Annotated in this window: 26 protein-coding genes and 1 tRNA gene; 15 read left to right on the top strand and 12 right to left on the bottom strand. The window is 64.9% G+C overall.

Features of this window, described 5'->3' with window-relative positions:
- The first annotated feature begins 90 nt into the window (after positions 1-90).
- The 8 genes from FRC98_RS00470 (at position 91) to FRC98_RS00435 (ending at position 9,069) form a co-directional block, all read left to right on the top strand.
- Positions 91-675: a hypothetical protein gene (locus FRC98_RS00470; protein WP_146979348.1), complete on the top strand. Its 585-nt coding sequence runs from the start codon at positions 91-93 to the stop codon at positions 673-675.
- Between the two features lie 4 nt (positions 676-679).
- On the top strand, positions 680-1,441 hold the full coding sequence (locus FRC98_RS00465) for a CDP-alcohol phosphatidyltransferase family protein (RefSeq protein ID WP_146979347.1): 762 nt from the start codon (positions 680-682) through the stop codon (positions 1,439-1,441).
- Complete coding sequence (locus FRC98_RS00460) at positions 1,438-2,199, top strand: phosphocholine cytidylyltransferase family protein (protein WP_146979346.1); 762 nt, start codon at positions 1,438-1,440, stop codon at positions 2,197-2,199. Before FRC98_RS00465 ends, FRC98_RS00460 begins: the two co-directional genes overlap by 4 nt.
- On the top strand, positions 2,199-4,118 hold the full coding sequence (locus FRC98_RS00455) for a rhomboid family intramembrane serine protease (protein WP_230467235.1): 1,920 nt from the start codon (positions 2,199-2,201) through the stop codon (positions 4,116-4,118). The genes FRC98_RS00460 and FRC98_RS00455 overlap by 1 nt, the downstream gene beginning before the upstream one ends.
- Before the next feature lie 378 nt (positions 4,119-4,496).
- Complete coding sequence (locus FRC98_RS00450; RefSeq protein WP_146979344.1) at positions 4,497-5,489, top strand: hypothetical protein; 993 nt, start codon at positions 4,497-4,499, stop codon at positions 5,487-5,489.
- 22 nt (positions 5,490-5,511) lie between these two features.
- On the top strand, positions 5,512-7,014 hold the full coding sequence (locus FRC98_RS00445) for a hypothetical protein (RefSeq protein WP_146979343.1): 1,503 nt from the start codon (positions 5,512-5,514) through the stop codon (positions 7,012-7,014).
- Positions 7,011-7,994 carry a TadE/TadG family type IV pilus assembly protein gene (locus FRC98_RS00440; protein WP_146979342.1) on the top strand — a complete coding sequence of 328 codons (984 nt, stop codon included), beginning with the start codon at positions 7,011-7,013 and terminating at the stop codon, positions 7,992-7,994. The genes FRC98_RS00445 and FRC98_RS00440 overlap by 4 nt, the downstream gene beginning before the upstream one ends.
- Positions 7,995-8,025: 31 nt before the next feature.
- Positions 8,026-9,069 (top strand): hypothetical protein, encoded by a 1,044-nt coding sequence (locus FRC98_RS00435; protein WP_146979341.1) that lies wholly within the window; start codon positions 8,026-8,028, stop codon positions 9,067-9,069.
- Positions 9,070-9,086: 17 nt separating this feature from the next.
- Here the strand turns inward: FRC98_RS00435 and FRC98_RS00430 are convergent, their stop codons facing one another.
- Positions 9,087-10,064 (bottom strand): pseudouridine synthase, encoded by a 978-nt coding sequence (locus FRC98_RS00430; RefSeq protein WP_146979340.1) that lies wholly within the window; start codon positions 10,062-10,064, stop codon positions 9,087-9,089.
- Positions 10,065-10,276: 212 nt separating this feature from the next.
- Here FRC98_RS00430 and FRC98_RS00425 point away from each other — a divergent pair, with 212 nt between their 5' ends.
- On the top strand, positions 10,277-10,849 hold the full coding sequence (locus FRC98_RS00425) for a DUF421 domain-containing protein (protein WP_230467127.1): 573 nt from the start codon (positions 10,277-10,279) through the stop codon (positions 10,847-10,849).
- A gap of 156 nt (positions 10,850-11,005) precedes the next feature.
- Here the strand turns inward: FRC98_RS00425 and FRC98_RS00420 are convergent.
- From FRC98_RS00420 to secG, 5 genes are all read right to left on the bottom strand, one after another.
- A tRNA-Ala gene (locus tag FRC98_RS00420) sits at positions 11,006-11,078 on the bottom strand.
- Between the two features lie 61 nt (positions 11,079-11,139).
- On the bottom strand, positions 11,140-12,180 hold the full coding sequence (locus tag FRC98_RS00415) for a hypothetical protein (protein ID WP_146979339.1): 1,041 nt from the start codon (positions 12,178-12,180) through the stop codon (positions 11,140-11,142).
- A gap of 54 nt (positions 12,181-12,234) precedes the next feature.
- Complete coding sequence (locus tag FRC98_RS00410; RefSeq protein ID WP_146979338.1) at positions 12,235-13,410, bottom strand: pyridoxal phosphate-dependent aminotransferase; 1,176 nt, start codon at positions 13,408-13,410, stop codon at positions 12,235-12,237.
- A complete protein-coding gene (locus tag FRC98_RS00405) occupies positions 13,407-14,246 on the bottom strand; it encodes a 2,3,4,5-tetrahydropyridine-2,6-dicarboxylate N-succinyltransferase (RefSeq protein WP_146979337.1) in 840 nt (279 codons plus the stop codon). The genes FRC98_RS00410 and FRC98_RS00405 overlap by 4 nt, the downstream gene beginning before the upstream one ends.
- Positions 14,247-14,387: 141 nt before the next feature.
- Positions 14,388-14,864 (bottom strand): preprotein translocase subunit SecG, encoded by a 477-nt coding sequence (gene secG / locus FRC98_RS00400; RefSeq protein ID WP_146979336.1) that lies wholly within the window; start codon positions 14,862-14,864, stop codon positions 14,388-14,390.
- Positions 14,865-15,019: 155 nt separating this feature from the next.
- Here secG and FRC98_RS00395 point away from each other — a divergent pair, with 155 nt between their 5' ends.
- On the top strand, positions 15,020-16,675 hold the full coding sequence (locus tag FRC98_RS00395; protein WP_146979335.1) for a hypothetical protein: 1,656 nt from the start codon (positions 15,020-15,022) through the stop codon (positions 16,673-16,675).
- 13 nt (positions 16,676-16,688) lie between these two features.
- Here FRC98_RS00395 and FRC98_RS00390 read toward each other — a convergent pair whose 3' ends face one another.
- The gene (locus FRC98_RS00390) at positions 16,689-17,510 is read right to left on the bottom strand and encodes a hypothetical protein (RefSeq protein WP_146979334.1); all 822 of its coding nucleotides are present in this window, start codon (positions 17,508-17,510) and stop codon (positions 16,689-16,691) included.
- Between the two features lie 262 nt (positions 17,511-17,772).
- Between FRC98_RS00390 and FRC98_RS00385 the strand changes: the two genes are divergently transcribed.
- Complete coding sequence (locus tag FRC98_RS00385) at positions 17,773-18,402, top strand: pentapeptide repeat-containing protein (protein WP_230467126.1); 630 nt, start codon at positions 17,773-17,775, stop codon at positions 18,400-18,402.
- A gap of 79 nt (positions 18,403-18,481) precedes the next feature.
- On the opposite strand, the gene kamE is transcribed toward FRC98_RS00385, so the two are convergent.
- Positions 18,482-19,255, bottom strand: coding sequence for a lysine 5,6-aminomutase subunit beta (kamE, locus tag FRC98_RS00380; RefSeq protein ID WP_146979332.1), 774 nt, complete (start codon positions 19,253-19,255; stop codon positions 18,482-18,484).
- A 100-nt stretch (positions 19,256-19,355) separates the two neighbouring features.
- On the bottom strand, positions 19,356-19,850 hold the full coding sequence (locus FRC98_RS00375) for a CYTH domain-containing protein (protein WP_146979331.1): 495 nt from the start codon (positions 19,848-19,850) through the stop codon (positions 19,356-19,358).
- A gap of 175 nt (positions 19,851-20,025) precedes the next feature.
- On the opposite strand from FRC98_RS00375, the gene FRC98_RS00370 reads away from it, so the two are divergent.
- The 3 genes from FRC98_RS00370 to FRC98_RS00360 all read left to right on the top strand — a co-directional run bounded on the left by FRC98_RS00370 (position 20,026) and on the right by FRC98_RS00360 (position 23,212).
- Positions 20,026-20,910, top strand: a complete 885-nt coding sequence (locus FRC98_RS00370; RefSeq protein ID WP_146979330.1) for a hypothetical protein — start codon at positions 20,026-20,028, stop codon at positions 20,908-20,910.
- 134 nt (positions 20,911-21,044) lie between these two features.
- Positions 21,045-22,550 carry a hypothetical protein gene (locus FRC98_RS00365; RefSeq protein ID WP_146979329.1) on the top strand — a complete coding sequence of 502 codons (1,506 nt, stop codon included), beginning with the start codon at positions 21,045-21,047 and terminating at the stop codon, positions 22,548-22,550.
- A gap of 62 nt (positions 22,551-22,612) precedes the next feature.
- The gene (locus FRC98_RS00360) at positions 22,613-23,212 is read left to right on the top strand and encodes a HEAT repeat domain-containing protein (RefSeq protein ID WP_146979328.1); all 600 of its coding nucleotides are present in this window, start codon (positions 22,613-22,615) and stop codon (positions 23,210-23,212) included.
- 33 nt (positions 23,213-23,245) lie between these two features.
- On the opposite strand, the gene FRC98_RS00355 is transcribed toward FRC98_RS00360, so the two are convergent.
- The 3 genes from FRC98_RS00355 to msrB all read right to left on the bottom strand — a co-directional run bounded on the left by FRC98_RS00355 (position 23,246) and on the right by msrB (position 25,320).
- Positions 23,246-24,274, bottom strand: a complete 1,029-nt coding sequence (locus tag FRC98_RS00355) for a dipeptidase (protein WP_146979327.1) — start codon at positions 24,272-24,274, stop codon at positions 23,246-23,248.
- 90 nt (positions 24,275-24,364) lie between these two features.
- Entirely contained in the window at positions 24,365-24,892 is a 528-nt protein-coding gene (msrC, locus tag FRC98_RS00350; protein ID WP_230467125.1) for a free L-methionine (R)-S-oxide reductase MsrC, read from the bottom strand.
- Positions 24,892-25,320, bottom strand: a complete 429-nt coding sequence (gene msrB / locus FRC98_RS00345) for a peptide-methionine (R)-S-oxide reductase MsrB (RefSeq protein WP_146979326.1) — start codon at positions 25,318-25,320, stop codon at positions 24,892-24,894. Before msrB ends, msrC begins: the two co-directional genes overlap by 1 nt.
- Positions 25,321-25,484: 164 nt before the next feature.
- Between msrB and FRC98_RS00340 the strand changes: the two genes are divergently transcribed.
- Positions 25,485-25,991 (top strand): hypothetical protein, encoded by a 507-nt coding sequence (locus FRC98_RS00340; protein ID WP_146979325.1) that lies wholly within the window; start codon positions 25,485-25,487, stop codon positions 25,989-25,991.

Below are 25,991 nucleotides of genomic sequence, written 5' to 3'. Positions count from 1 at the left end.
CCACCATAAACCACAGGGAGTGCCGCGCCCCCCTGATCCTTTCGATCGACGCGGCCTGACCCCAACCCCTTTGCTCCACGAGAAGGCCCCATGTCCGACTCCCCCCTTCGCGAAGACGCCCGCACCTGGCGCGAAGCCCTCGACCGCTTCATCGACGCCCAGCGCCCCGCGCCCCTGCCCGACAAAGACGCCCTGGATCCGCGCCAGAACGCCCAGCGCCGCGTCACCGGCGGGGTGCTTTTGCAGTTCTTCGACTTTCTCGAAAAGACCGCCTCCGAAGAGCTCTACCCCCAGCTGGCCGAGCACCCGCTGCCCGAGCGCGTCTTTGTATTTGTCACCGACGAGGCCGGCTACTGCGCCGCCACCGAGCTGATGGACCTCTCCACCCCCCAGGCCACCTGCGTCCTTAAAGAAGAGTGGCGCGAGGCCATCGAAGATCCCGTCTTCGAAGACGACGAGACCTACATCCATCACTACCAGTTCTGGAGTGTGTGGCATCGCAACATCCCCGAGACCTGGGATGTGCCCGAGCTTGAGCCCGGCACCGAATACTGGCTGCACGAAGAGGGTTTCGCTCTGGCCGACGGCGCCGGCCGCGGCGCCCAGCACCTGTGGCGCTGGAACGGCACCGAACTCTCACTGGTCGAAGAGACCATGACCTCCTGGACCTCCTGACACGATGGCCTCCCTCATTCAATCGATCCGCGACGTCTACCTGGCCTCCAAAAAAAAGGAGGACATCGCCTGGAACATCTACGTCGCTCGCCCCATCGCCGCCATCTTAGTGGCGCTGCTGCGCCCCACCCCGCTCACCCCCAACCAGGTGACCTTTCTGGGGGTGGCGATCTTTTTTGTCGCCGCCGCGGCCTTCATCGCCCTGCCCGGCGCCTGGGGATTTCTGGTGGGCGCGCTGCTCGTGCAACTCTCCTACCTCTTTGACTGCGCCGACGGGCAGCTCGCCAGGCTCAAATCCATGACCTCCGAGGTGGGCTCCCACCTCGACTTTCTCATGGACGAGCTCAAAGCCATGACGCTTGCCGGCGCCCTGGGCGTTCGCCTGTGGATGCTCGACGCCCAGCCCTACTGGCTCATCGTCGCCACCGCCGGGGTCTTTCTGGTCGGTGCGGCCACGTCGCTGACCAACTTCGTGCGCCGCCCCGAATACGCCGGCCAGGAGATCAAACCCGGCGACTCCGCCCGCAAACGCGCCATGCCCGCCTCGCTGATCGGCAAAGTGGTCTGGCTGGCTGAAGCCGTCGCCCGCTACTTCGTGCATTACCCCTCCTGGATCATGTGGGTGGCCCTCGCGGCGTTCGTCCTTCCCTTTGACGCAGCGATCGTCTTTCTGGTGCTTTATCTCGGCGTGTACATGGTCTACCTGGCCCGCACCACGCTGGCGATCCTCCTCAAGCTCGCTCACCCGGGATTCTACCGATCATGAAAGCTGTCATCATCGCCGCCGGCCGCGGAAGCCGCCTCGAACATCACACCGACGAGCGCCCCAAATGCATGGTGCGCGTCGGCGGCCGATCCATCCTCGACTACCAGCTCGAAGCCTACCGCACCCACGGCGTCGAGGATCTGCACATCATTCGCGGCTACCTGGCCGATCGCCTGGTGGTCGACGGGGCCACCTACCACGCCAACCCCGACTGGCCCGACAACAACATCCTCCAGTCGCTCTTCTGCGCCGAAGAGGCCCTGAGCGGCCCGATGCTCGTCTCCTACTCCGACATCGTCTTCACGCCAAAGGTCGTCAAGGCCGCGCTGAACACCGAGCACGACATCGCGCTGGTCGTCGACCGCCAGTGGCACACCTCCTACGAGGGCCGCACCGATCACCCTGTGGAGCAGGCTGAGCTCACCCTGGTCGAAGGGGGCCAGGTGCGCCGCGTCGGAAAACACGTCGGAACCGAAGGCGCGCTTGGCGAGTTCATTGGTCTGGCCTACTTCAGCGAGCGCGGCGCACGCGAGCTGCGCGAGGCCTTCGCCGCCGCCCGCCAGCAGTTTGCGCTGAGCGACATCTTCCAGAACGGCCGCACCTTCCAAAAGGCCTACCTCTGCGACCTTTTTGAGTTCATGATCCAGCGCGGCATCACCATCGGCACAGCCCCCATCGACGGCGGCTGGCGCGAGATCGACACCGTCGAAGATCTCCAGGCCGTCGAAAAAAGCTGGACCGGCGAGGCCACATCTTGATGAACGACGAGCCGATTAGCTCTGGACCGGAGGGCGAAACGCCCACCGATGCGACCATTCTCATGGTGGCGCCGGCGCTGATCACGCGCTCCTTCGCCATGCTCCTGGGGGGCCTGTGTTTTGGCGTGTGGTTGCTGATGGGCGAAGCCGAGGCCTGGCTCGGGGGCGATCTTCCCGCGATCGCCTCCCTGGCACCGCTGGGCGTCGCGCTGCTGGCCATCGCCCTTCGTAAGCTCTGGCTCCCCTCGCAGCCGCAGTCGATCCTCTTTGGCGAAGAAAGCCTCACGCTGCCCCGAAGCCGCACCTCCCGCCGCAGCGACACGCTGCGCTATGAGGACCTGCGCACCGCCGTTCCCCTGGTAGTGCGTCGCGAGCCGGCGCTGGTCATCGACACCCTGGCGCGCACCTACGTCTACACGGCCTCCGACTTTCAACATCCCGAAACCTGGCGCCTGGTCTGGGCGGAGATGCTCGAGAGGGTACGCGCCCGCCCCGAAGGCAACGCGCACCTGATGCGCATGCGCCAGCTCGCTGAGCTCAGCCAGGAGATCACCGGGGAGCGCCCCTGGTTCACGCCGCGCTTTCTCATCGTGCTGGCCATCGCCTTTGCCGCTCAGACCTTTCTGACCCCGTCCTTCGAGGTCCTCGAACACCTCTACGCCGGCGCCAACTCCCGGGTGATGGTGCTTGAGCACGCGCAGATCTGGCGCGTCTTCACCGCGAACCTCCTCCACGGCGGTCTGATGCACTTTGGCATCAACGCCATGGGTCTGCTCTTTCTGGGAACCTACCTGGAGCGCCTGGTGGGCATCGCCCCCACCATTGTGCTCACGCTGGCCACCGCGCTTGCGGGTGCCGTCGCCTCACTCTACGGCTCCGACGCGCTCTTTTCGGTGGGGATCTCCACCGCCCTCTTCGGCCTTCTGGGCGCCTACCTGACCCTGCATATCCGTTTTGAAAAAGAGCTCCCGCCGCCCTACCGCCAGACGCGCCGCTGGTGGATCACGATCCTGGGTCTCAACGTCGCCGCCTCACTCTTCATCCCGGTCATCGACGCCTGGGGCCATTTTGGCGGCCTCTTCGCCGGGATCGCGCTGGGCTTTTTGCTGCTGAAAGGCCGCACGCACTTCGCCCCACCCACCCCCGGCAACACCCTGACCAACGTCAGCGCGGCGGTGCTCGTAGCAGCCTTCACGCTCGCGGCGTTCTTTGCCATCCATTACGGCAGCGGCGATCATCCCGACGACGAGCTGCGCATCGCCCTCGATCTTCTCGAACGCATCGACGAGCCCTCCGACGCCGCCATCGCCATCGATCTCGCCGCCCGCTGGCAGGAACAGGGCGACATCACCGACGACCGCCTCCAGGGCATCCTCCTCGACCTGAGCCAGCGCGGCATCGCCCTGGCCGATGAGCCCTACCTGGCCTGGCGCGCCACCTCCACGCGTATGGCCCTGGCGGAGCGCATCGCAGAGACCAACCCGAGCCGCGCCCGCTCCATTGAAAAAGACGCGATCCTCGACTTCGAGCGGTTCACCCTCGCCCACCCTGGCCCGGCCACCTGGCAGGCGCTGGCCCATCTTCTCACCAGTCACCTGGCCCGGACCGAGACGCATCTTCGCGCCGAAGGGCTCCCCGGCATCCGCCTTGAGCGCCTCCGCGCGTCTGGACAAATTCAGGTGCACCTGAGCGCGACGCCCCCCGCCCCGATGCGTATCTACGCACTCTCCAGCGGTCAGGAGCAAGATCACGCGCTGATTACGACCTGCATCGACGGCGCAAGCACCAGCCCCATCCGCACCGATAACCCCTTCGACGACGATCGCGTCTACACCGGACTTCTGAGCACAGAAGCTTCCGACTGCAGTGCCCCGGGCGACTGGAAGGTCATCCCCATCCCGCCCTCCGAGGCGGACTGACCGATCGGTTGCGGCCTCGATCCCCCATGATCAGGCATCGTTGACGCAAAGCGTGCCAATCTGTCGCACCTTTGGTGTCATCGCCCTCCAATCCTCTTCGCTCTCCCGACTCCGGCGAGACGCTCAAGGCCAGATAGCTTCCCGCATTTCGCGAGCCGAGCGCGACATCTGGCCACCGAAGCCCGGTTATTTTCAACGAAATATCAACATTTTAGGGGGCATATCTCTCCTGTGAGAGGCTTGATCTCGATCTTATGTCCCAGGCGCGAGGCCTCATTACTCACCGGGGCTGGAGGATTGGGCCTCAATGGCATACAATTTGCCTGTATACTATGCAGAGAATGACTCCACAGGCGCTCTAACCACCCCGGTGACCTTATGTCTGATGCTCCTGCCATCAAGCCTCCCCAGGCGCCCGACGACCGCCAGCCCGGCTCCGCGCTCGTTGCGCGCGCTGCCGGTCTTCTGACCACAGGCGTCGGACACCTGGTCGGTACGGCGACCGTCTTTGCCCTCTCCTGGATGTTGCTGACCTCGCCAGAGACCCGCGATCTTACGGTCGAGGCGCTCAGCCACGGGCTGCTCTCCCAGATCAAAGTGGAAATCTGGCTTCAGGCCGGCCTGAGCGCCTGCACCTGGGCACTCGGCGTGATGGCCTTCCACGCCATCCGCTCCGCTCGCCAGCGCACCCCGCGCCTGGTCAAAGCCCGCGGCACCGTGATTCTGGAGACCCTCATCGTCTTCCCGCTCTTCCTGCTGGTCACGATGGGGCTGCTTCAGCTCACAGTGAACAACACCGCCGGCATCCTCACCACCCTGGCCGCCTTTAACGCCGGGCGCACCCTGGCGGTCTGGCATCCCGAAGCCGAGGTGGGTCGCAACGGCGTCAGCCAGGCCCTGGCCACCGACAAAGCTCGCGTGGCCGCAGCCGTGGCCGTCACCCCGGTGGCCCCCTCCGACTTCGTCTACACCGCCGGCAACTGCAACAACGCCAGCCAGGCCACGCTCGGCCCCAAGATCGAATCGATGACCATGGGCGGCCACATCACCGACATGTCGATGCACGTCAAGGCTCACGGCAACCGCGAGCACCTCACGGTCTCGGGCGCCTTCGACCAGAGCTCCTTTTTGTCGCGCGGCCAGCGAAAGCTCAACTTCGCCTACTGCGCCACCACCGTCAGCTACACCACCTCCGGCAGCGAAGTCACCGCCCGGGTGGAATACAAGCACCAGAACGCCATGCCGATGGTCGAGCTGATCTTCGGCAACTTTGAAACGGTCGCCGGGCGCGCAGCCTTCTACTCCACGATCGAACGGGAGTTTACGACCACTCTGCAGATTCCTCCGCTCACCAATTCACCGGGCTGGTGAAACCACGGTCCTGGAGGCCCCTATGTTGAATGCGATTCACACCTTTCTGCGCGCACGCCTCGATGAGCTCGACCGAGCTCAGGAAGGCGCCGTCTTCCTGCTGATGCTCGCCGGCATTCTCATCGTCTTTATCAGCGCGATGATGATGCACGACGCCGGCGATGCGGCGCGCGACAAGATCATGCTTCAGAACAGCGCCGACACCGCTGCCTTCTCGCAGTCCGTCGTTAAAGCGCGCTCGATGAACATGATCTCGTACGCCAACACCTCAAAACGCGTCTTTTACGCCTACACGGTGGTCTACTTCAACGCCTACCAGGCGTTGATAACCAGCCTGGCCATCTACACGGGTCGATGCCTTAAGATCTTTCCTCACATCCCATCCTGTATACGCATGGCCATCGGTGCAATACAGCTAACAATGGAAAGCATTGAGCTCGCTGCAACAAACCTGCGCTACATGACGGGACGCGCCAGAACTGAAGTTAGAAGTCTCAACAGATACCAGGTGTACATGCGCGACGTGACCCCCTGGTGGGGCTATGTCGAGAACATGATGCGCGGCATCTCCAACGGAGCCACCGTCACCGCAGCCTGGCCGCCCCCTCCCGGCGACCTCGTACAAATCCCTGACCAGGTCACCTCTGCCTTGAGTTTCATCGACGGGATTTTAGGCTCCACCATCGTTGAAGACTACATCCCCGAACATACCGATAAGGTCGACAAACTCCCCCTCAAAAAATCCAGCGGTATGATCGACGCAGGAGAATACTGTTTGGAGATGGTCGGTACGCCCGAGCATCTCATGGCGATGTTCGAACATTATTTCCGCAGCGACTCCTTTCCCAAAGGCATCTCCAAAGAAGGGCAGACCATGGCCATCTTCGTTGGCCTCAACATCGCGCCCATCATCAGTTGCGGGATCGCCTACGCGATGTATGGCGATGACGTTCTCGACTTTCGCGTCGATAACGGCGTATTCGGCAGTATTTTCAGTGGCGTCTCGCCCAACGCCTGGATGCAGTCAACGTCGAACCTGACCTTCGCCTACCAGGCCGGAGGCAAGCGCTCAGGCATCCAGCGCGACCGTTTCAACATCATCGGTGGAGACCACAACTCCAAGCCCTTCTACGCCGCCGAGGGCTACTGGTCGATGGCTCGCTCCGAGATCGTCTTCGGCCAGACCACCCTTTCAAGTTCGCTGGGCGGAGTCTTTGACACCTTTAATATCTTCAACGGCATTGTCACCAACCTGATGGGCCGCCCCCATATGTGGTCACCCAGCTGGACCGCCCGCCTTCGCCCGGTACACCTTCCCGGCGAGAGCCTGGGCACCTCCTATCAAGGCAACCCCGTGGGCATGAAAGCTGTTTACATGGACATGGTCCCCTACCTGGCTCTGACCTCGCTGGTGGGCCTGCTCGACTCGAACTTCTCGCTCTCCGGAGCGGTCAAAGACCTGATGTACCTCTACGCTGTTAATGCCTCGATGAGCGCCGACCGACTTCAAGGGATTCAAAAATGAACATCTCTGAGACGATCCAATCTGTCGCTCGCCAGCTCCGCGATGAGGAACGCGCCACCGCGCTTACCGAGTTCGTGATCATCCTGCCCATCTTTCTGGTGGCCTTCGGCGGCATCCTCTCGCTCTACGACGCTCACGAGACCGCGCTGCGCACCCACGCGCTGGCCTCAGCCGAGCTCTGGAAGGATGTCCGCCCCATCCAGACCAGCTACAAAGCACAGCACATGCACCCGGTCGCCGGCGCCATCGACGCCGGCTTGCACTACAACAACACCGGGCAGTGGAGCTTTGCTGCTGCCAAGGACATCGGCGAGGCCCTCGGCGGCATGTACTCCGATAGCGGTGCGAAGGTCTCCCTGGCTGCAATCGTTGAGGACGTCGGCGTCGACGAGGTGTACATGAGCCTTGATGGCATCGTCGGCAACAACAACAGCCACGCCTTTAACCTGATGAACGATCGCATCCTCGCCGGCCAGATGGATATGGAAGGCTTCTCCGAAATTGCCAGCACGCTGCTCACCAAGTCGGGAGCACGCCCCGCGCTGGCAGCCGGTATTCGTTACGGCATCGGCTCTTCGGTCGTACGCAAAGATTTCCCCTCGAGCCCCTGGCTCAGCGGCCAGGCCGAAGCCGCCTACACCGCAGCAGCACCGCCCATGCCGGAGGAGCGCCTGATGGCCGTCGCGCTGACTCGCCTGGAGATGGGCACCGAAGAGCCTCTTCAAGAGGCCCTTATGCCCTTTACGATGGTTCCGAAGTTTGCCAGCGCAGGCTCTGTCCAGTCCGGAGATGAGCTGCAGGAGCAGGGCGAGGAATGCGCCCAGGAGGCCCGCGAGTGGGCCGAATGTCGCGACAAGTGGGGCGTTTTCTGTACCAAAGACAAGCCCGACTGTGGTGGTGCAGCTGCCGAGCAAGACGGCAAGGACATGCTCGAATGCCTCAAAGATCCCCCCGGCGGCGACTCGGCTAACTGCGGCTAAACGCGCGATGACCTCTCTTGAGGAGCAACCTATGAAGATCCCATCCACACTACGCGTGCTGCTTAAACTCGGAGTCAGCGGAGCGGCGATCGCGGCCATCGGCGCCACGGTGCTCGTCTCATCCTCCCCCGGCGAGGTGAAAGAGGCCGAGGCCGACCTCACCGACTTTTTGAGCGGTCCCAGAGCTGAACAGCGTAACTTCGAGCGCGTCATCGCCGAGTCCGGGCTTAAGCCTCGCTCCTACGACTACAACGGCAACGAAGTTTTCTTTGCCGCGGGCGACTCCGAGCTCAGCCCCACCGAGCTCCTAGAGTACTACCAGGAGCGCTTCCACGCCGTCGGCGTCAACTCCAAAGTCTACACCGAACCGCTGATGCGGCTGGATATGGATAGCAACCCCAACACCTACGTCGACGCGCTGCAAGAGTCGGACTATGCCGAGCAGAACCACGCCATGCTCAACGGCGAGGTTGTTCCGCTTCATGTCTCCGACGAGATGGTGACCATGGGCTCGATCGTCCCTCGCTCTGAATCCGATGATGTCGTCGATATGATCGACACCTGGCCCCTCTCCCCCAAAGGCGGCCTCGACATCGAAGACAACATGCGTTCCTACCGCATGATCGAAGCGCGCCGTAACCTCGACACGGGCGGCTCTACGGTCACCGCATCCTGGGCTGCTGACGGCTTTGACCCTCGCCTGATTCGCGATCCCGACGCTCCCGGTGCTCGCCCCGACCTGAGTGTGCCTGCCTGTGCCGGTTGTGAGCGCGTCAGCCGTCTCGCCGGCAATGACCCCGGCGAGCCCTACGTCGTCAACCTCTACAGAACCAACGGCGCGCCGACCTCGGTGGAGCGGTTCTATCGCTCCGCGATGGTCAACCGTGGGTGGAAGCTCTCCAAGTCCACGGAACTTCTCGACGAGTACGCCCGACATGTCCCCCAACTCGCTTCGATGAGCGGGGAACTGCTCAACTTCGAGCGCGACGGCCACCACGTCTCGCTGATTGTGCAGCACGATGAGACCGGCGGCACGACCGTCGTCTCCATCGAAGAGGGCCCCCGACCTCTTTAAGTTCGGCCCCAGGCGACTTACGCCACCTCGAACCACATCTTCGGAACCGGCGCCTCCACCTTCAGGAGCGCGCCGGTTTTCGGGTTCTTGAGTGCGATCTTCCAGGCGTGCAACGCCTGCCGCTCAAAGGGAAGCTGCGCCAACAACGAGACATCATCGGGCGCATCGCAGATCGCCATAAAGAAGGCGTCATCGCGGCTGTAGAGTTTGTCACCGGCCACCGGGGTGCCGTCCATCGCCAGATGCGCGCGAATCTGATGCTGGCGTCCCGTCTCAATACGCACCTCAAGGTCGCTGAGTGCGTAACCTCGATACACATGCCGGCTTAGCGCGCGCACATGCGTCACCGCCCGCAGATCCCCCTCCCCCACCTTGATGGACAGCCGGCTCAACGGGCAGGGCCCCAGCGGCGTATCAAGCGTCTGCACTCGCCCCGGCGTCCACATCCCGCGCGGATCTTCGACGAGCACTCGATAGATCTTCTCGGGATGATCCGTGGCAAACACGCCACGCAGCGGCGCCACCCACCGATGCTCCCGCGCGCACACCAGCGCCCCGCTCGTCTCCCGGTCCAGCCTGTGCACCGGCTCGGCGTCCACATACCCCTGGCGCTGCAGGTAATGCGTCATCGTGTTCAGGCGCACGCTGGCGCTCTCATGCACGAGCATCCCGGCCGGCTTATTGAGCACGAGCATCACCTCGTCCTCATAGAGGATGCCAGCCTCCTCATCCTGAACCTCCTCCGGCTCCAGATGCTCACGCAGGACCACCACATCGCCCAGCAGCAGCCGCATCGACGCTTTGGCACGCCTGGGCGGCATGATCGTCAGGTCCCCGTCCCGAATAATTTTGCTCGCAAACGAGCGCGAGATGCGCGGGATGCGGTTGGCCAGAAACTGGTCCAGCCGCCACCCCTCGAAGTTCGAGTCCACCTCAAATCGCCGCTCGCGAATATTGGCGGCCTCCGGGTCGACCGCATAGCTGTCGTCACTCAAAGCGACCTCGTTTCAGCTCCGTAACTCTCTCGATGGCAGCCGTCATCAACCTCCTCGATGTTGACTACCACAGCGCGCCCTTAAGCTCTCTACACGACCCTGACACCTTCGTCCCGACCGGGCACACACGCGCCCGCTCAGGGGCGTGAAGTTCGCACAGCGTCAGCCTCAACCCAACTCATCATCCCACCGACCACCGCAGGGGGCAGGACATGCAAGTCGACTGGATCGTCGCGCCGCTCTCCGACATCGCCATGGTACCGATCTCGGCGACCGCGCTCTTTATCGCCGTGATCATCTTTACACGCTGGGGGGGGTTGCGCAGCTTTTCAAAGCTCTCGGCCTTCGACTTCGCGCTGACCGTGGCCATCGGCTCGCTCATCAGCAGCTCACTGGTCACCAAAGATCCGCCGGTGATGCAGGCGCTCGTCGGCATGGCCAGCATCTTCGTGCTGCAGACGCTGACCGCCGGGCTTCGCCGCCGCTTTAACCTCTCGCCACTGATCGACAACGAGCCCATCATCCTGGTCCACAACGGGGAGGTGCTCCACGAGAACATGCGCACCTCACTGCTCACCCTCGACGATCTGCGCTCGAAGTTACGCTCCGCCGGTGTCCTGGATCTGGCGCAGGTCAAAGCGGTGGTGCTGGAGACCACCGGCGATGTCTCGGTGATCGCCAGCTCGCAGCCCGACGCCACCCTCGACCCCTGGCTTCTTGAGGGCGTCCGCGGCGCGGATCAGCCCGCGCCGCAGCGCATCGCAAAACCCGAGCCCACCGAATGATTACCGTCTCCCCGGCCAGATCCCCGACACGCACTCCAACATTGAGCCAGGTGAGACCTGCTGCGAGCTCTGCGAGACGATGTGCCGTTTTAGCCCCGGCCAAAAAACATAAAAAAAAACCCGCGTCACCTTGAAGTGACGCGGGTCTTTAGCGAGTGGAGCCGATGGGGATCGAACCCACGACCTCTAGAGTGCGATTCTAGCGCTCTCCCAGCTGAGCTACGGCCCCGCTGGAGGGTTAACTAACCCAATCCCACAGAGGCGTCAAGCCGCTTGAGCGACATTTTTCATCAACCCGGCTCCTGCCCCGATTCGCCGGCCGGGGGCAGCGCGGAGGCCGCCCCGTCTGAGCCCACCATCGCCTCGGGAGCGCCCCCGGAAGTCAGCGCCGCGACGGTCTTTTCGGCGCGATCGAGCATCTCGTGGGTGAGCTGAGGCAGACGCTCAAACTGACGCTCCAGCCCGCGCACCACATGCAGAAGGCCCTGGCCTTCAGGCTGCTCCGGATCTTCGCCGTAGAGCAACACGTAGCGCGCCGCGTTGATCTGGCGGATGTAGTAGCCCTTGATGTCGCGCACGCTATTGATGGCGTACTCCACAAGCCCGCCAATGGCGAGCGTGCCCATCAGGCCGCCGGCCACACCCACCGCACCCATCCAGCCCGGGAGTTCCATGCCGCCGAGCTTACCCAGCGCGCGCCGGTACACATCGAGGTGACCCGAGTAGCCTTCGCCCACCTCGCCGACGCCCATCAAAAAGGTCGTGCGGCCGAAGAGCACATATCCCAGCGTCGCCGGAAGTCCCAGGCGCACGCCGGAGCGAATCGCCTGCGCCAGCAGCGGGTCGTGGGCGATCTCATGCTCCATCATCTCACCGAGACGCCCGCGCAGCTCCTGGATCTCTTCGGCGCTGGCCTTACCCTCGCCATGCCCCTTGCGAAAACGCCGCCACTGCTCCTCTTCAAACTCCGAGAAGAGACGCCCCAGCAGGCTCTCCAGCTCCGCCGAGCTGACGACCTCACGCTCAAACGCCTCGCTGAGCTGATCGTCGGTAAAGGTCGACGTCGAGAAGTCCGGCCCACCGACCGTCTTCGAGACTCCGGCGACCATGTTGCGCGCCGAGATGAAGAGATCAGCCATGCCCGTGCGTGGCCCCAGGCTGCGCCCCATCACTCGCCGAAAACTCTTGAGGTTGCGATCGACAAAGCCCGGCACCCGGGCGATGGCCTCATCAAAGAAGGTGTTGATCTGCGCCTCAAAACGCTCCTCCCACAACGTGGCGCGTGCCCCTTCGGTGGTGTCGATGCTCGGCTGTGGCGTCTCTTCACTCATGGTCTCTGCTCCTGATTGCTCGCTATGTTCATGGCCCGGGGCAACGTGCGCCGCTCAGGACCGATGCGTCTCTAAAAACCTCACCAGACGAGTCAGCCCCTCGCTGAGCTGAGGCTCGCCACAGGTGTAGGCGATGCGTAAAAAGCCCGCGCCGCCCTGACCAAAACCCTCACCCGGGATCACCAGCACATCCTGCTCCCTGAGCAGCGCCTCGGCCAGCTCCCGCGTGCTCCCAAAACACGACAGCCAGGGGCGCACATTCACAAAGGCGTAAAACGCGCCCTGCATCGCGCTCAGCCCCAGCCCCTCGACCGGGCCCAGGAGGCGCTGCACCGTCTCGCGACGCTCGGCAAAGACCGCGCGGGCCTGCGCCATCGCCTCATCATGGGTTTTGAGGGCCTCGATCAGCGCCAGCTGCGCGGGCAGTGGCGCACACGTCACCAGATGCTGGTGCAGAGGCGTGAGCGCGACGATGAGATCCGCCGGAGCGACCATCCAGCCTATCCGCCACCCCATCAGGTGATGGCTTTTGGAGAGACCGCTCACGCGCACACCGCGGGCCTGCATCGACTCCAACGAGCCGAGCGTCTCGAACACTCCCGACCAGTGGTAGTCTTCGTAGATGGCGTCTTCGAGCCACGCCAGGTCGTGGCGCACAATGAGCTCGGCCAGCCCGCGCAACTCGTCGGCGGAGTGCAGCGTCCCGGTAGGGTTGGAGGGGTTGTTAAGGAGGATGAGCCGGCTTGAGGGTCCGATGCGCTCGGCGATCGCCTCCAGATCAAGGGCCCAGGGCTCTCCAGATGCCGCAGGAGGGCTCAGCGGGTAGGCCACAGGGGTCGCGCCGCAGGCGCGCACAAGATTGGCGTAGGCCGGAAACCCGGGGTCCGGCACCAGCACCTCGTCGCCCGGCTCCACAAGCCCCAGAAGGCTCACCGCCAGGGCCTCCTGCACCCCGCAGGTGAGCATCACCTCGGCCGGCGCACAGCCCACATGCGCGGCCACCGCCGCGCGCGCCTCGCTCAACCCGGCGTTGGGCGTATAGGGCGCGCGCGCGCCCTGCGTCAGCGCAGCCGAAGCTCCGCGCGCGGCCGCCTCGCTCACCGAAAGATCGGTCTGCCCCAGCCCGAAGTCGATCGTCTCCGGCCCCATCCCGGCGCGCAGCGCGCGGATCAGCGTGGGCTCAATCGCCCCCGCCCGCGCCGAAGGACTCAGCGGCCGGCGCTCGCTCATCGCAAGAGCTCCTCAAGCGCAACACTCGCGTCGGTGCGATCGTCGCGGTACTTGATGATCAACAGTGTGGCCATATGCAGTCCGTGCGTCTTCGCAAACTCGCCACGCGCCGGGCGGCTGCCCGGGATCACCACCGCGCCGGCCGGGATCTTCAGGGGCGCATCGGCCGTGGCCCGGTAGACCTCCTCGCGCACAAGGTCAAAGACCGGCGTGCTCGCTGTGATCACGCATCCCGCCCCGATCACAGCCCCCTTGCCCACCTGCACCCCCTCATAGAGGCCGGTGTTGCCACCGATCAGCGCGTCGTCTTCGATGATCACCGGCGTCTGACCGATGGGCTCGAGCACCCCGCCTACCTGCGCGCCGGCCGAGAGGTGCACCCGCTGGCCAATCTGCGCGCAGCTCCCCACCAGCGCGTGGCTGTCCACCATCGACTGCGCCCCCACATAGGCCCCCACGTTCACAAAGGCCGGCGGCATCATCGTGACGCGCTCGCCAATATAGGCTCCCCGCCGCACCGAACTTCCGCCCGGCACCACGCGAATGCCCCGCTCCACCACCGGCAGGTGTTGGGCCGGATAGGTGTCTTTATCGCTGAACTGAAGATCGGTCCCGCCCATCTCCACATTCTGCCCCAGCCGAAACCCCAGCAGAATGCCGCGCTTCACCGAAGGCTCCACCACCCAGCCCGCCTCCGACGGGTAGGCCGCGCGCACGCTGCCCTCTTCGAGAAGTTTGAGAAAGGCCTCAAAGTCGGCACGGGCCTCCTGGCCGAGCGCATCGGCCGGGCGTTCAAAATGAGCATCAATCGCGTTGAGAAGTTCGGGACGCTTCACAGGTTTCCTCACAGGTCGGGTGGAGTCGGGCGCAAAAAGCTAAGCGCCAAAACACATCGAGGCCACAGCCGCAGCGGCGCGTTCGCGTCGTCGGCTGTGGCCTCGAGTCGATGCCTCATGGCGATCGCGATCGCCTGATGCTTACGGAGCTTCTTCTGCCGGGGTCGGCGCGATCTCGGCCGGGGCCGGAGCTTCCTCGGCGGGAGCCTCTTCGGCCGGAGCCGGGGCCGCCTCTTCGGGCGACTCCACGTTGAGCTCCACCGGAGCCTCATTGGCCGGAGCAGGAGCCGGCGCCGAACCGCTGCCGCCTTCTTCGATGATCTGCTCGACCTGCGACTGCGGCGTCTCACCGGCGGTCTGGCTCAGGTCCAGCGCCGACTGCGGACGGCTGGAGTACCAGGCCAGCGCCATACTCGTCACAAAGAAGGTCGCGCCCAGCGCCACGGTTAGCTTGCCCAGAAAGGTCGCCGCGCCTCGCCCGCCGAAGATCTGCTGGCCGACCGCCGCGGCACCTCCAAAACCGGAACCCATGCCGCCGCCCTTGCCCGACTGGAGCAAGATCGTGACGACAATAACGAAGCTGACAATAACGTGGATGACGAGCAATAAGGTTTGCATGATAGTTTCAAACCGAGAGAGGTTGGATTTTTTCGCGTTCGATCTTTACTTGTCTGCGGGGCCTGACCACGCAGCGCATGTGCGCGAAGATTTTGCGGCCCGGAAAGCCGAGAGTTCATACCGTAGCGACGAACCGAACGCAAGCGACGAGACCTATGAGTGACCCCCGTTCCAAAGACCAGCTCCCCTGGCCCCGACTCGTTGAGCGTCTGGAGCGTTCGCAAGAGCGTCTGGAGGCGGCCCACACCGATTACCTGGAGGCGGCCGCGGCCAGCCAGCGCGCGCTGAGCGAGGTGCTCAAATCGCACGCCGAGCTGGTGGATACCATCCGCCAGTTCGCCAGCGCGCAAACGCCCGACGCTCCGCAGCAGACCGCTGTGGCGAGCGCCGAACCCGAACCTCCGGCAGAGGAGGCCTCCTCAGAAGTCGTCGCTCCGGCGGCGCATTCCCCGCGCGTCGCAGTACGCCCCACCAGCGGCGAGCTCTCCGACGCCGAGCTCCCGGCCCGCACCTCGATCCCGCCCTTGCCCACGGCGCCCGCTCCAACCGCGGGCACGTCGGTGGCGCGCCACATCACCTCCCCGACGCTCTCGCCAGTCGAAGCCCCCGGCCAGGCGCTGCCCGCGCTCAAGCGCGGCCAGCGCGCCCTGATCACCAACGATGGCTTCGGCGTGGCCCCCATTCTGGCCGAGCTGCTCAACGCCCGCGGCGTGCGCGCCCGCGTCGAGGGCCGCCGCCCCGAGCTCAACGGGCCCACTGACGTCGTCATCTTTCTGGGAAGCCTGCGCGCCCCGGCCCATCTCGACGATGCGATGAGCGTGGTCGAAGATGCCCTGATCACCGCCGAGCGTTTCACCACCCGGCTGATGCAGCCGGGCGCGGGCTTTGTGGCCGTGCTCGACTCCGCCGGCGCCTTCGGCCTGGAGCCCTTCGATCCGGTCGTCGCCCCCTATGGCGCGACCGTAGGCCTGGCCCGCGCGCTGCGACACCGCCACCGCGCGGCCAACATCAAGGTCATCGATCTCAACGCCGAGGGGCTTGATACCCGCACCATCGCTCAACATCTCGCCAGTGAGCTCTTCGAGGGCGGCGAGCGCTCCCCGGTGGCGCTCGGCCCCGCGGGGCGCCGCGAGGTGCGCTGGGAGCCTTTTGCCAACCGCGCCACCCCGGCCCCCTGGCTCGACGATACCGGCGCCCCCCTGATCTACGTGCCCGGCCCCGGTGCCGTGCTCGCCACGGCCGTCGAACGCCTGGCGATCGCCCATGAGCTACCCGTGGCCGTGCTCAACCGCCCCGGCGTCTCCACCCAGCTCGCCAGGCGTATGGCCGAGCGCGGGGTCGCCCTGCGCAGCGCCGACTACGACCTGGAGCGCCTCTTCCCCACCATGGACTTTCTCGATGCTCTGCGCGCTGACCACGGCCCCATCGCCGCCATCGTCGCCGAGCCCTTCCCCGCCCGCCGTCCCGACGATGTGCTCCGCTGGGACGCCACTCGCCCCGCCCTCGATGAGTTCAACGCCCTGCTGGCCATGACCATCAACGATCCCCTCAACCTGCTCGCTGTAGGCCTGGGGCCGGGCACCCCGGCGGTGGTCGCCTCGGCCATCCGCTACTTCGCGCGCGCCGAGAGCCTGCGCCGCAATGAGCGCCTGCAGGTTCGCCTGGTCCACCTCGACGGCGCCGGCGCTCCGACCCACGGTGATCTGGGCCCGCGCGACTTCGCCCTGACTGAGCTGCTCTCGGCCGATGAGCCCTCCATGGCCGAAGTTCGATTTGAGCGAACCTCGTCCCGCCCAATAACGCAGCGCTGATCGGCCCGTCGCGCTAGTGCACCCGGGGCACCACAACCTCAAGACGGGTGGGGTTGTCGGTGTACCCGGAGCGCCGGCGCAGCTCTCTCAGCCAGACGCACCCCGCATCCACCTCCTCACCAGCATCATCGGGGCAGACGATCTCCACCCGCGGCACCGCCTCATACCGCCGCGCCGCGGCGGCCGGTCGCACCCAGATCTGATAAAGCCCGTCGGCTGACTGATACACCGTGTAGGCCGGCGCGCCGGGCTGCAAGCGCTGCACATCGGTGCCAAAAAGCCCCGGGCCGCGCAGCCGGGCCACCGCCCCTTTGACCGGGAGCGGCTCCTCAAGCTCCACCCGCTGCACGCTCCCCGCCTCAACCTCCACCTCAACCCTCTCCCCACCATCGGGGTGCTCCAGCCGGTAGCGACCCTCGGCCAGGATCACGCGCTGGCCGCACGCCACTTCAAACGTCGCGTCGACCACCACGCGCCCTCCCTCACCTTCACAGATCGGTTCGACCTGACCAACCCGCAGACAACGCTTCAATTCAGGGGCCGACGCCTGCCCGTGACGTATCCCGTAGAAGTCGCGTTGACGCATGGCCGCATCGCATAACCCGATCGTATCGTAGGCGCCCACAATCGCCTCCAACATCTCCGGCTCACCGGCGATGCCATAGGCCCGGTGCAGATCCACAAGCGCCTCCGCGTAGCGCCCCTCGGCCAGGTTGCGGAGCCCATCGCCATAATAGACGCCGGCGCTGGCATCCTGCTGCCCCCAGGCCTGCATGCTCCAGACGAGCATCAGCCCCCCGACCACCCCGCCAACCCACACTCGACTACCGCGCATCGATCCTCCTGCCACTCTCGCAGTACTTTACCACCGGGTTTCGGCGCGCACCTTAGCACAGAGTCCAACGCAGCCCCAAAAGACCGACCGCCTCATCGACCATGATGGCACCCCGGCCGCTGCTGGCGACGAACCTCACACACGGGGCTTGCGCCCCACCGCGCTTGTGCCTAAGTTGCCGCCCGTCTTCGCGACGCCCACAAACCTCCCGTCCCTGTGTCCTTTCTCGACTCGGCAGTCTCCCCCGCTTGAGGCCCCTTTTATGTCCGATAACCTGGCGTCCCTGATCCGAAGAGCAAACCCCCAGGCCTTCCACAGCGAGCTGCGCTCCCGTCAGGAGCGCGACGCATCTTCGACTATCTCCCTCGAAGGCCAGACCTTCCGCGAGCTCACGCTCACCGGCTTCGACTTCTCGGAGCTCGACCTGACCAACTGCGCCTTTGAGAACTGCACGCTCAGCGAGGTGCGCTTCAAAGACGCCATCTTAGACGGCGCCTTCTTCGATGGCGTCACCCTGCTGCACTGCCACTTCGAAGGCGGCAGCTACGAGGGCTGGGCGCTCGACGCCAGCACCTTGAGCCGCTGCTCCTTCGACCAGGTCGTCATCGGCGACAACGAGTGGACCGACTGCCGCCTCAACGAATGTGAACTCGAAGGCCTGGCCGCCCAGGGCTGGATGATGGAGCGCGTCACCTTCAAAGGCGGCCGCTGGCAGAACGTCTCCATCGACGGCGGCGACTGGTCGCACGTCACCCTGCGTGAGCTCATCGTCGACGCCACCACGATCACCGACGTCGACGCCAAAAACTGCTACTACGTCGAGGTGGCGCTGCGCGGCACCGAGCTCCCCGAGGGCTTCCTCGAGAAGAGCGGGCGGCGCAAGGCCCTCTAAGCCTCACGCACCTTAAAAAAAGAGCCGCCCCGGCATGCCCGGGGCGGCTCTTTTTTTGTCTCGCACTCGCCAACGACCCTCAGGCCAGCCCGCGCGCCACGATCTCCTGCACAAAATAACTCGCCACATCCGGCGCGGTCGTCCCTGCCCCGAAGCCCGCGTCGTAGCCCAGCTCCAGCGCAAGCTCATGGGAGATGCGCGGCCCGCCGCAGACCACGACCATCTTCTGGCGCAATCCCTCGGCCTCCAGCATATCGATGAGCTCGGCCAGGTTCTTGATGTGCACGTCCTTCTGGGTGACGACCTGGCTGACCAGCAGCGCATCGGCCTGCTTCTCGACGGCGTGCGCGATCAGATCTTCGTTTCGGACCTGCATCCCCAGGTTGTACGCGTTGATCATCGGGTAGCGCTCCAGGCCATACTCCCCGTTGTAGCCCTTCATATTCATGATCGCGTCAATGCCCACCGAATGCGCGTCGGTGCCGGTGCAGGCGCCCAGCACCGTCACCTTCCGACCGATCTGCTCTTTGATGAAGGCGTTGATCGCATAAAAATCCATGCGCTCACTCTCGACCTTCGCCACCTGAATCTGCGTAAAGTCGATCGCCTCGGTAAATCGCCCGTACACCAGAAAGTAGGTGTAGCCCTCGCCGAGATCCTGCATGTGGTAGACCTGCGGATCTTCGAGCCCCATCTTACGCGCGACCATCCGGGCGGCTTCCCGCGCCTCCTCCCCGCACGGCACCGGCAGCGTAAAGCTCGTCTGCACCTGGCCATCGTCCAGCGTGTCTCCGTAGGGCCGCACCCGCGTCAGATCGGGCGGCGTCGCCCCCACTCGTCCCACTACTGCCATCACTACCTCCGCGATCGAGGATCGCTGCCTGTTACCTTATCCATTCTCACCAGGCTCAGCTCGCCATAGCGGCCTGAACCTGCCTTGCTGACTCTCGAAACTAACGCTCACCGCGCTGCTCGGCCTCACTCCAGCGCGCAAAAGGGCGCACGACCAGCTGCGAGTTATAATAACGCGGCATCCCGGAGACCTCAGCCCCCAGCCACACCGGCCGCTCAAAGGCCTCATCGGCGATCTGCAGCTCAACTTCGGCCACGATCAGCCCCTGGTTCTCACCGGTGAACTCATCGATCTCCCAGAGATGCGCGCCAACCTCAACCTCATGGCGGACCTTCTCCAGCCGATGCCCCTCACAGAAGAGCGCGAGCATCTCGCGGGCTTCTTCCACCGGGACTTCATACTCAAACTCCGCACGCGCCAGGTCTTTGACCGGGCCCTTCAACGTCAAAAACGCCGCATCGCCGGCCACCCGCACCCGCACCGTCGTCTCCGGCGACGACGCCAGATAGCCCTGCGCCATCGGTTGGCTGCGCCGAATATGCGCGCGCCAGCTCTCATCGCCCACCAGAAATTTTCGCTCGATCTCGGTGCCCATCACCCGCTCGCCATGGCTTGCCCTGCTGCGCCCGGTGAGCAACTTCTCCGGAACGCACGCCAGCGCTTATGTGCGGCCGACTGCTGCGGCCCTGCTGCGCGCCACGCTGGCATGGCGCGATGGCCCTCGTCAACGACCGCCTCTTCTGATCGCACCCCATACCGAGAGCACAGGCATGACCAGGCGCCACGCCACCTCCGACGCCCTCTTTCAACTTCACCGCGCGCTCCTCGAAGACGACCATGAGTGGCCCACCCCGCGCCCCGATCACCCGCTGGTGCGGCCCGAACAACGCGTGCTCGCCAGGCAGCAATGGACCCGGCGCGCCGCCGCCACCCGCCAGAGCGTCGAGCAGATCATCGGATGGCTGGCCGCCATCAGCCTCAGTGATGCTCCGGCCGCCGCGCTCAGTCCGGCGATCTTCTGCCTCGATGAGCTCAACCGCCACCTCTACCTCACCCTGCATATCTGCGAGTCCCTGGGGGCCTCCCCGGCCGAGGCCCAGGACCACTCCACGGCCGTCTCGCCAACGCCCGAGGCGATCTTCGACACCGGCGTCGAGCTCTTCGCCTTCAACCTCACCCTCTCCCGCGCCACCTACCTGGGACTGAGCGCCGTCAGCTCCGACAAGGCCATCATCAGCCTGTGCGAGACCATCGAGCGCAGCCTCACTGAAGTTATCGCCGCCTCGCGCACCCTCCTTGACTGGATGATCGCCTCCCACCAGCCAAAGGTCGCCCGCCAGGCCCGCGCCCGCACCCCCTCCCTTCTTTTTGCCTACGAGCGCCTCTTTGATGCCGGTCCCCAGACCCTCGACCGACTCGCCGGACAGGAGATCAGCGTCGACACCGAGGCCGGAAACCTGGGCACCCTGCAGCCCTCCCAGCTCGCGGCGATCTACTACCACACCGTCGATCAGGAGATCTTCCCCTGGCTCGATCACCTCGGACTTCGCAGCGATGAGGCCTGGCGCGTGCATTACGAGGTCTCTCCTTCACCCGAAGCCCCGCCGGCCTGCGCCGCTGCGGTGGGTATCGACATCACCTCTCAGCCCCACTGAAATCGGCGCGCCACGACCACCTCGCACCAACCGTTACTTGCCCCCTTCTTGGAATTTACCCCCGCTTTCCCTACATTGTCCGACTCATAGGCCCTCATCAGGAGGGCCCTGTACCTTCCTGCTGTGAGTTCTTGATGCGTCTCTCTCCCCTCGTGCTTCTCCTGGCCCCTGGCCTTGTGGCCCTCTCGGCCGCCTGTTCTCAATCGACCGAGCCGACCCCGGAGCAGCCGATCATCATCATTGAGGATCCCGTCCCGGACACCTCCAATCCGGACTCCGACGCCGGCGATAACGACGCCGATGAGGTCATCACCGAGACGGGCAGCGTCGACGGCGAAGCCTGCGAAAGCGACGCCAACTGCCGCAGCGGGTTCTGCGCCCCCGATCCCGACTGGCCCGGTGGCTACTGCACCACGCTTAATTGCGAGACACGCGTCGATTGCGAGGGCGACGGCGAAAACAACGCCTGTCTGCACCCCGGCCGCGGCTCCAACTTCTGCGTGCGCCTCTGCACCTCCAACGACGAATGCCGCGACGGTTACGTCTGCCAGGGCCACTCCCAGACGGAAGGCTACTGCGCACCCAACCCCGCGCCTCCCTTTGAGGGCACCGGCGAGGACTTCCCCTTCGACGTCACCTGCACCCCCGCGCCGGAAGGCCGGGCCGACCTGGCGTTTGACGTCTCCGACGATCTGCACTCCTACACGGTGGTGCCCTTCGTCTCCTCGGGACGCCGCCTCTACCCCAGCTCAGTCACCTCCGATCTCGATGGCACTTCCTTTAACCTTCGTCAGGAAAACGGCTTCCAGGCCACCGGCTCCCAGCTCTTCGGGTTTATCAACCCCACCATCTTCCCGGCCGTCCCCGACGACATTGGAAAGATCCGCGAGGGCGCCCACACCTACCGCCTGAGCACCGACGACGCTGAGGTCTGCCACTACCTGCTTGAGCGCCCCACCCGCGGCACCGAGATCGACCTGAACATCTACCTGGTCGGCTTGAGCTACCTGGGCCTCAACGCCAACACCGCCGCCAACCACGACGACATGCAGGAGATCCTGGCCACCGTGGAGTCCATCTACAACCAGGCCGACGTCTCCCTGGGGCAGGTGCGCTTCTTCTCGGTCTCGGAGGAGGCCGAAGAAGCCTACAGCGTCGTGCGCAGCGAGTCCGACGTGGCTCGCCTGGCGATGCTCACCGAGGCGCCGGGCACCGACGCCGACAGCATGCTCAGTGCCAACCTGATCCTGGTGCAAAAATTCAGCTTCACCGACTCCGCCGGCACCCTGGGCATCTCCATGGGCATCCCGGGCGCGCCGGCCCTCCACGGCTCCGGTATCAGCGGCGTGGCGCTCACCGGCGAATACATCGGCCGCGGTGGAAGCCGCTTTGACGGCAACGCCTTCACCGCCAACATCGTCGCCCACGAGCTCGGCCACTTCCTGGGGCTCTTTCACACCACCGAGACAACGATGCGTCACTTCGATCCTCTCGACGACACCCCGCGCTGTACTGACCAAGACTTTCCCGAGGGCTGCCCTGACTGGGGCAACCTGATGTTCCCCGTGGCCAACCCGGGCAACTTCGGCGTCACCCCGGACCAGGCCCACGCCATCGGCGTCAACCCGCTGGTCAAATAAGCATCCTCACCCGTACCAGCATGTCCTGCTTTCGCCGACGCATCCGCACTTAATGAGGCACCATGAAACTCTTTCTGATCGCACTGACCCTGCTCAGCCTTCTGGCCACCGGCGCCAGCGCTGAGCCCGCAGCGCAGCCCTCCAACACCACCGCCCCCGGCGTCAGCGACGACGCCAAAGCCGACAGCGACGCCCACATCGAGGAGGCAGTCGTGATGCTCCTCTCCCAGCATCACCGCGCTCCCACGCTCAAACAACTTCTGGGCCTGACTCCGCGCGCCCGCGTGTTTGTCGAGCGTATCGCCCGCGACGAGAGCGCGTTTGCCTTCCACCGCGAGCGCGCGCTCATCGCGCTGGGCTACTGGGCAGACGACGCCACCTTTGAGTACCTCACAGGCCTGCTCAACGACCCGCAGACCGATGAGAGCCTGCTCCACACGCTGCTTCCGCTGCTGGCCAACAGCTTTGGCGAGCGCGCCGTCGGCCCGCTCACGCCTTTTGTGCTGGAGCATGAAAACGTGCAGGTGCGCATCAGCGCGGCCGCCGCGCTCGGGCGCCTCAACAGCGACGAGGCCTTCAAGATCCTCGACATCGCCATTGAGCAAGAACCCAACCCCATCGCCCGCCAGCGCATCGAAGACGCCGCCGCGCGCCTGCGCTGAGGCGCTTTCCAACGTCCGGCCGGGGCGGCACGCTCAGCCCCCCGGCGCCTCACTGGCCGACATCTCACGGACCGGCGCCTCACTGGCCCGCCGGGCGACTTCACCAAAGACCCTCCGGGCGTTGCCCTCGCTGATCTTCGCGATCGCCTCATCGCTGTACCCGCGCTGGCGCATCCCCTCGATCATCGTCTGAATGTCGCGGCAGTCATGGTGATCGGCCAGGATCGTGGGCAGCCATCCGTCGTAATCCGATCCCAGCGCGACATGCTCCACCCCGACCCGTTTTACAAAGTAGTCGAGGTGGTCGAGCGCCACCTCGCTTGTCGCCCGCCAGCGCCCGCTCAAATAGCGCGGCGCAAAGATCACTCCCATCACCCCGCCGGTCTTGGCGATCGCATCGATGGCCCGGTCGCTGATGTTGCGCGGATGTTCAAACACCCCCTTCGCGCCGGTATGCGTGCACATCACCGGCGCCTGGCTCACCGCACACGCGTCGAGCACGCAGGGGTTGTTCACGTGCGCCAGATCCACAACCACCCCGTAGCGATTAAGCTCCTCCACCAGCCTGCGACCAAAGGCGGTGAGCCCGTCGCGCTCATTGGCCCCTCGCCCCATCGAGGGCGTCGCCGCCGAGTTGGCTGAAAAGTGGGTCAGAGTCAGATACCCCACGCCATACTCAGCGAGCTCCCTCACACGCTCGATCTTCCCGTTGAGCATGTGAGCCCCCTCTACGCCCGGCCCAAGCCCCAGACGCCCCGCCCCCTCCTCAGTGGCGGCCCATCCTCCGGCTCCCCACACCCGCTCCACCCGCTCATCGGCCTCACTGAGCGCGTCGAGGTAGGCGATTTGTTTCTTTAACTCGCGCCAGCCCCCCTCACGCTCCACCGGCCAGTAATGCACCCCCAGACACGCCCCGCTGTAGCCGGCCTCGATCATCCGCGGGATGTCCGCATGCCAGAACAGGGGCTGACCGCCAATGCCCCGGCGATGCTTCTTTCGCAGATCGTAGCCGAAAAGGCGCTGCTGAATGATCGAGTCGACGTGCAGATCCAGAATCCCCAAAACTCACCTCGCATCGTTAAGCCAGACAATGCCCCCACTCTAGCGCACCCGATGCTCCCACGCGACGCCCCTCAATGCCCTCCGGCAACCTTAGCTCCCGGGCGCTCGCACCGCGCATGATCCACCCAGGCGAGCGCCGAGCATCGCGCAGATCGCGCCGAGCTCCGCCGCATCGACCTCATCAAAAGCCGCCGGCCGGTCCGAATCCACATCGAGCACCGCCACCACCTCGCCATCGGCCAGGCACACCGGCACCACGATCTCCGAGCGCGTCGTGGCCGAACACGCAATATGCGCCTCATCGGCCAGCACATCCTCCACCAGCTGCACCTGCGCGGTGCGCGCCGCCCTCCCGCACACCCCGCGCTCAAAGGGAATCGTCAGACAGCCGTGCCCCCCCTGGTAAGGCCCAACCTTGAGTAAACCTGGCGAGGTCACCCGGTAAAACCCTGTCCAATCAAAGTCCTCAAAGGCGTGGTGCAGCTCACAGACCACCGTGGCCAGCATCGCAACCTCATCGCGCTCCCCGTCGAGCAGCGCGTGCAGGCGCTCGGCGACCTCCCGGTAGCGCGCCCGACGATCCGCGCGCGACTGCCCCCGCATCAGCGGCGCCTCCATCAGCCCTCCTCTCGCGGCTCAAAGTTGAGCGCCGCCGAGTTCACACAAAAACGCATGCCCGTCGGCGCCGGCCCATCGGGGAAGACGTGGCCCAGGTGCGCCCCACAGCTCGCGCATAATATCTCGGTGCGGACCATCCCGTGCGAGCGATCCTGGCGTGTCATCACCCGCTGCGCGTCGATCGCGTCATAAAAACTCGGCCAGCCGCTGCCCGAGTCGTACTTGGTGTTTGAGTCAAAGAGCGCCGCGCCGCAGGCCACGCACGCGTACACGCCGTCGCCCTTATGGTTGTAATACTTCCCGCTAAAAGGCGGCTCGGTGCCGCACTGGCGAGTCACCCGGTAGGCCTCATCACCCAGAATCTCACGCCACTCTTCTTCGCTGCGCTCAATCTCAAACTTCGCTTTTGGCTCACGTTCGTCACTCATTGTCGCTCCTGGATGTCGACCCTTCTCATAGCGCTGGCGCTTCCCTTTGCGTCCACTACTTGCATACACCCCACCTTGGGGTCTAACACTAAGCACGACACAGAAACTTCCGGAAGGGCAGCCACACCCTTCATCAACGCCCCCTTTCAGCCCAGGTGATCTTCGTGCCTACTCCCATTCCCCTTTTCCGAAGCCTGCGCGCGGCGATACTGGCAGCGATCATCGCCGCTGGCGTCTTCTCGGCGCAGCTGGCCGTCGCGCAGCAATCCAGCGCCACCGACGACGACGCCACTGCGGCCGAAGCGAAGCACCCGCGCGGCAATGCCATCTTCGATGCGGAGCATCTTAAGGCGATGCGACATGAGCGCCGCGTCATGATTCAACAGCAACGCGCCGAGCGCGATGCCCACCGCGAGATGCTCCGCAACAACGTTAACCACCCCGCGATCCGCGCGGGCATCGAGGCGCGCCGCACCCACATGGAGCGCCTGGCCAGGCTCGACCGCATCAAGCAAATCGGCGAGCAAAATCAGGATCAAGCGCTGATCGATCGCGCGCTGGCCGCCCGCGACCTGGAGCTGCGGCGCTACTTCATGTGGCGCACCTACCACCGCGCCACCACCAGTGAATTGACCGGTATCATCCCCCAGACCGACACCACCGGAGAGTGA

This window comes from Lujinxingia vulgaris, from assembly GCF_007997015.1.
Taxonomy (GTDB): domain Bacteria; phylum Myxococcota_A; class Bradymonadia; order Bradymonadales; family Bradymonadaceae; genus Lujinxingia; species Lujinxingia vulgaris.
This window is presented reverse-complemented; position numbering and strand designations above follow the sequence as displayed.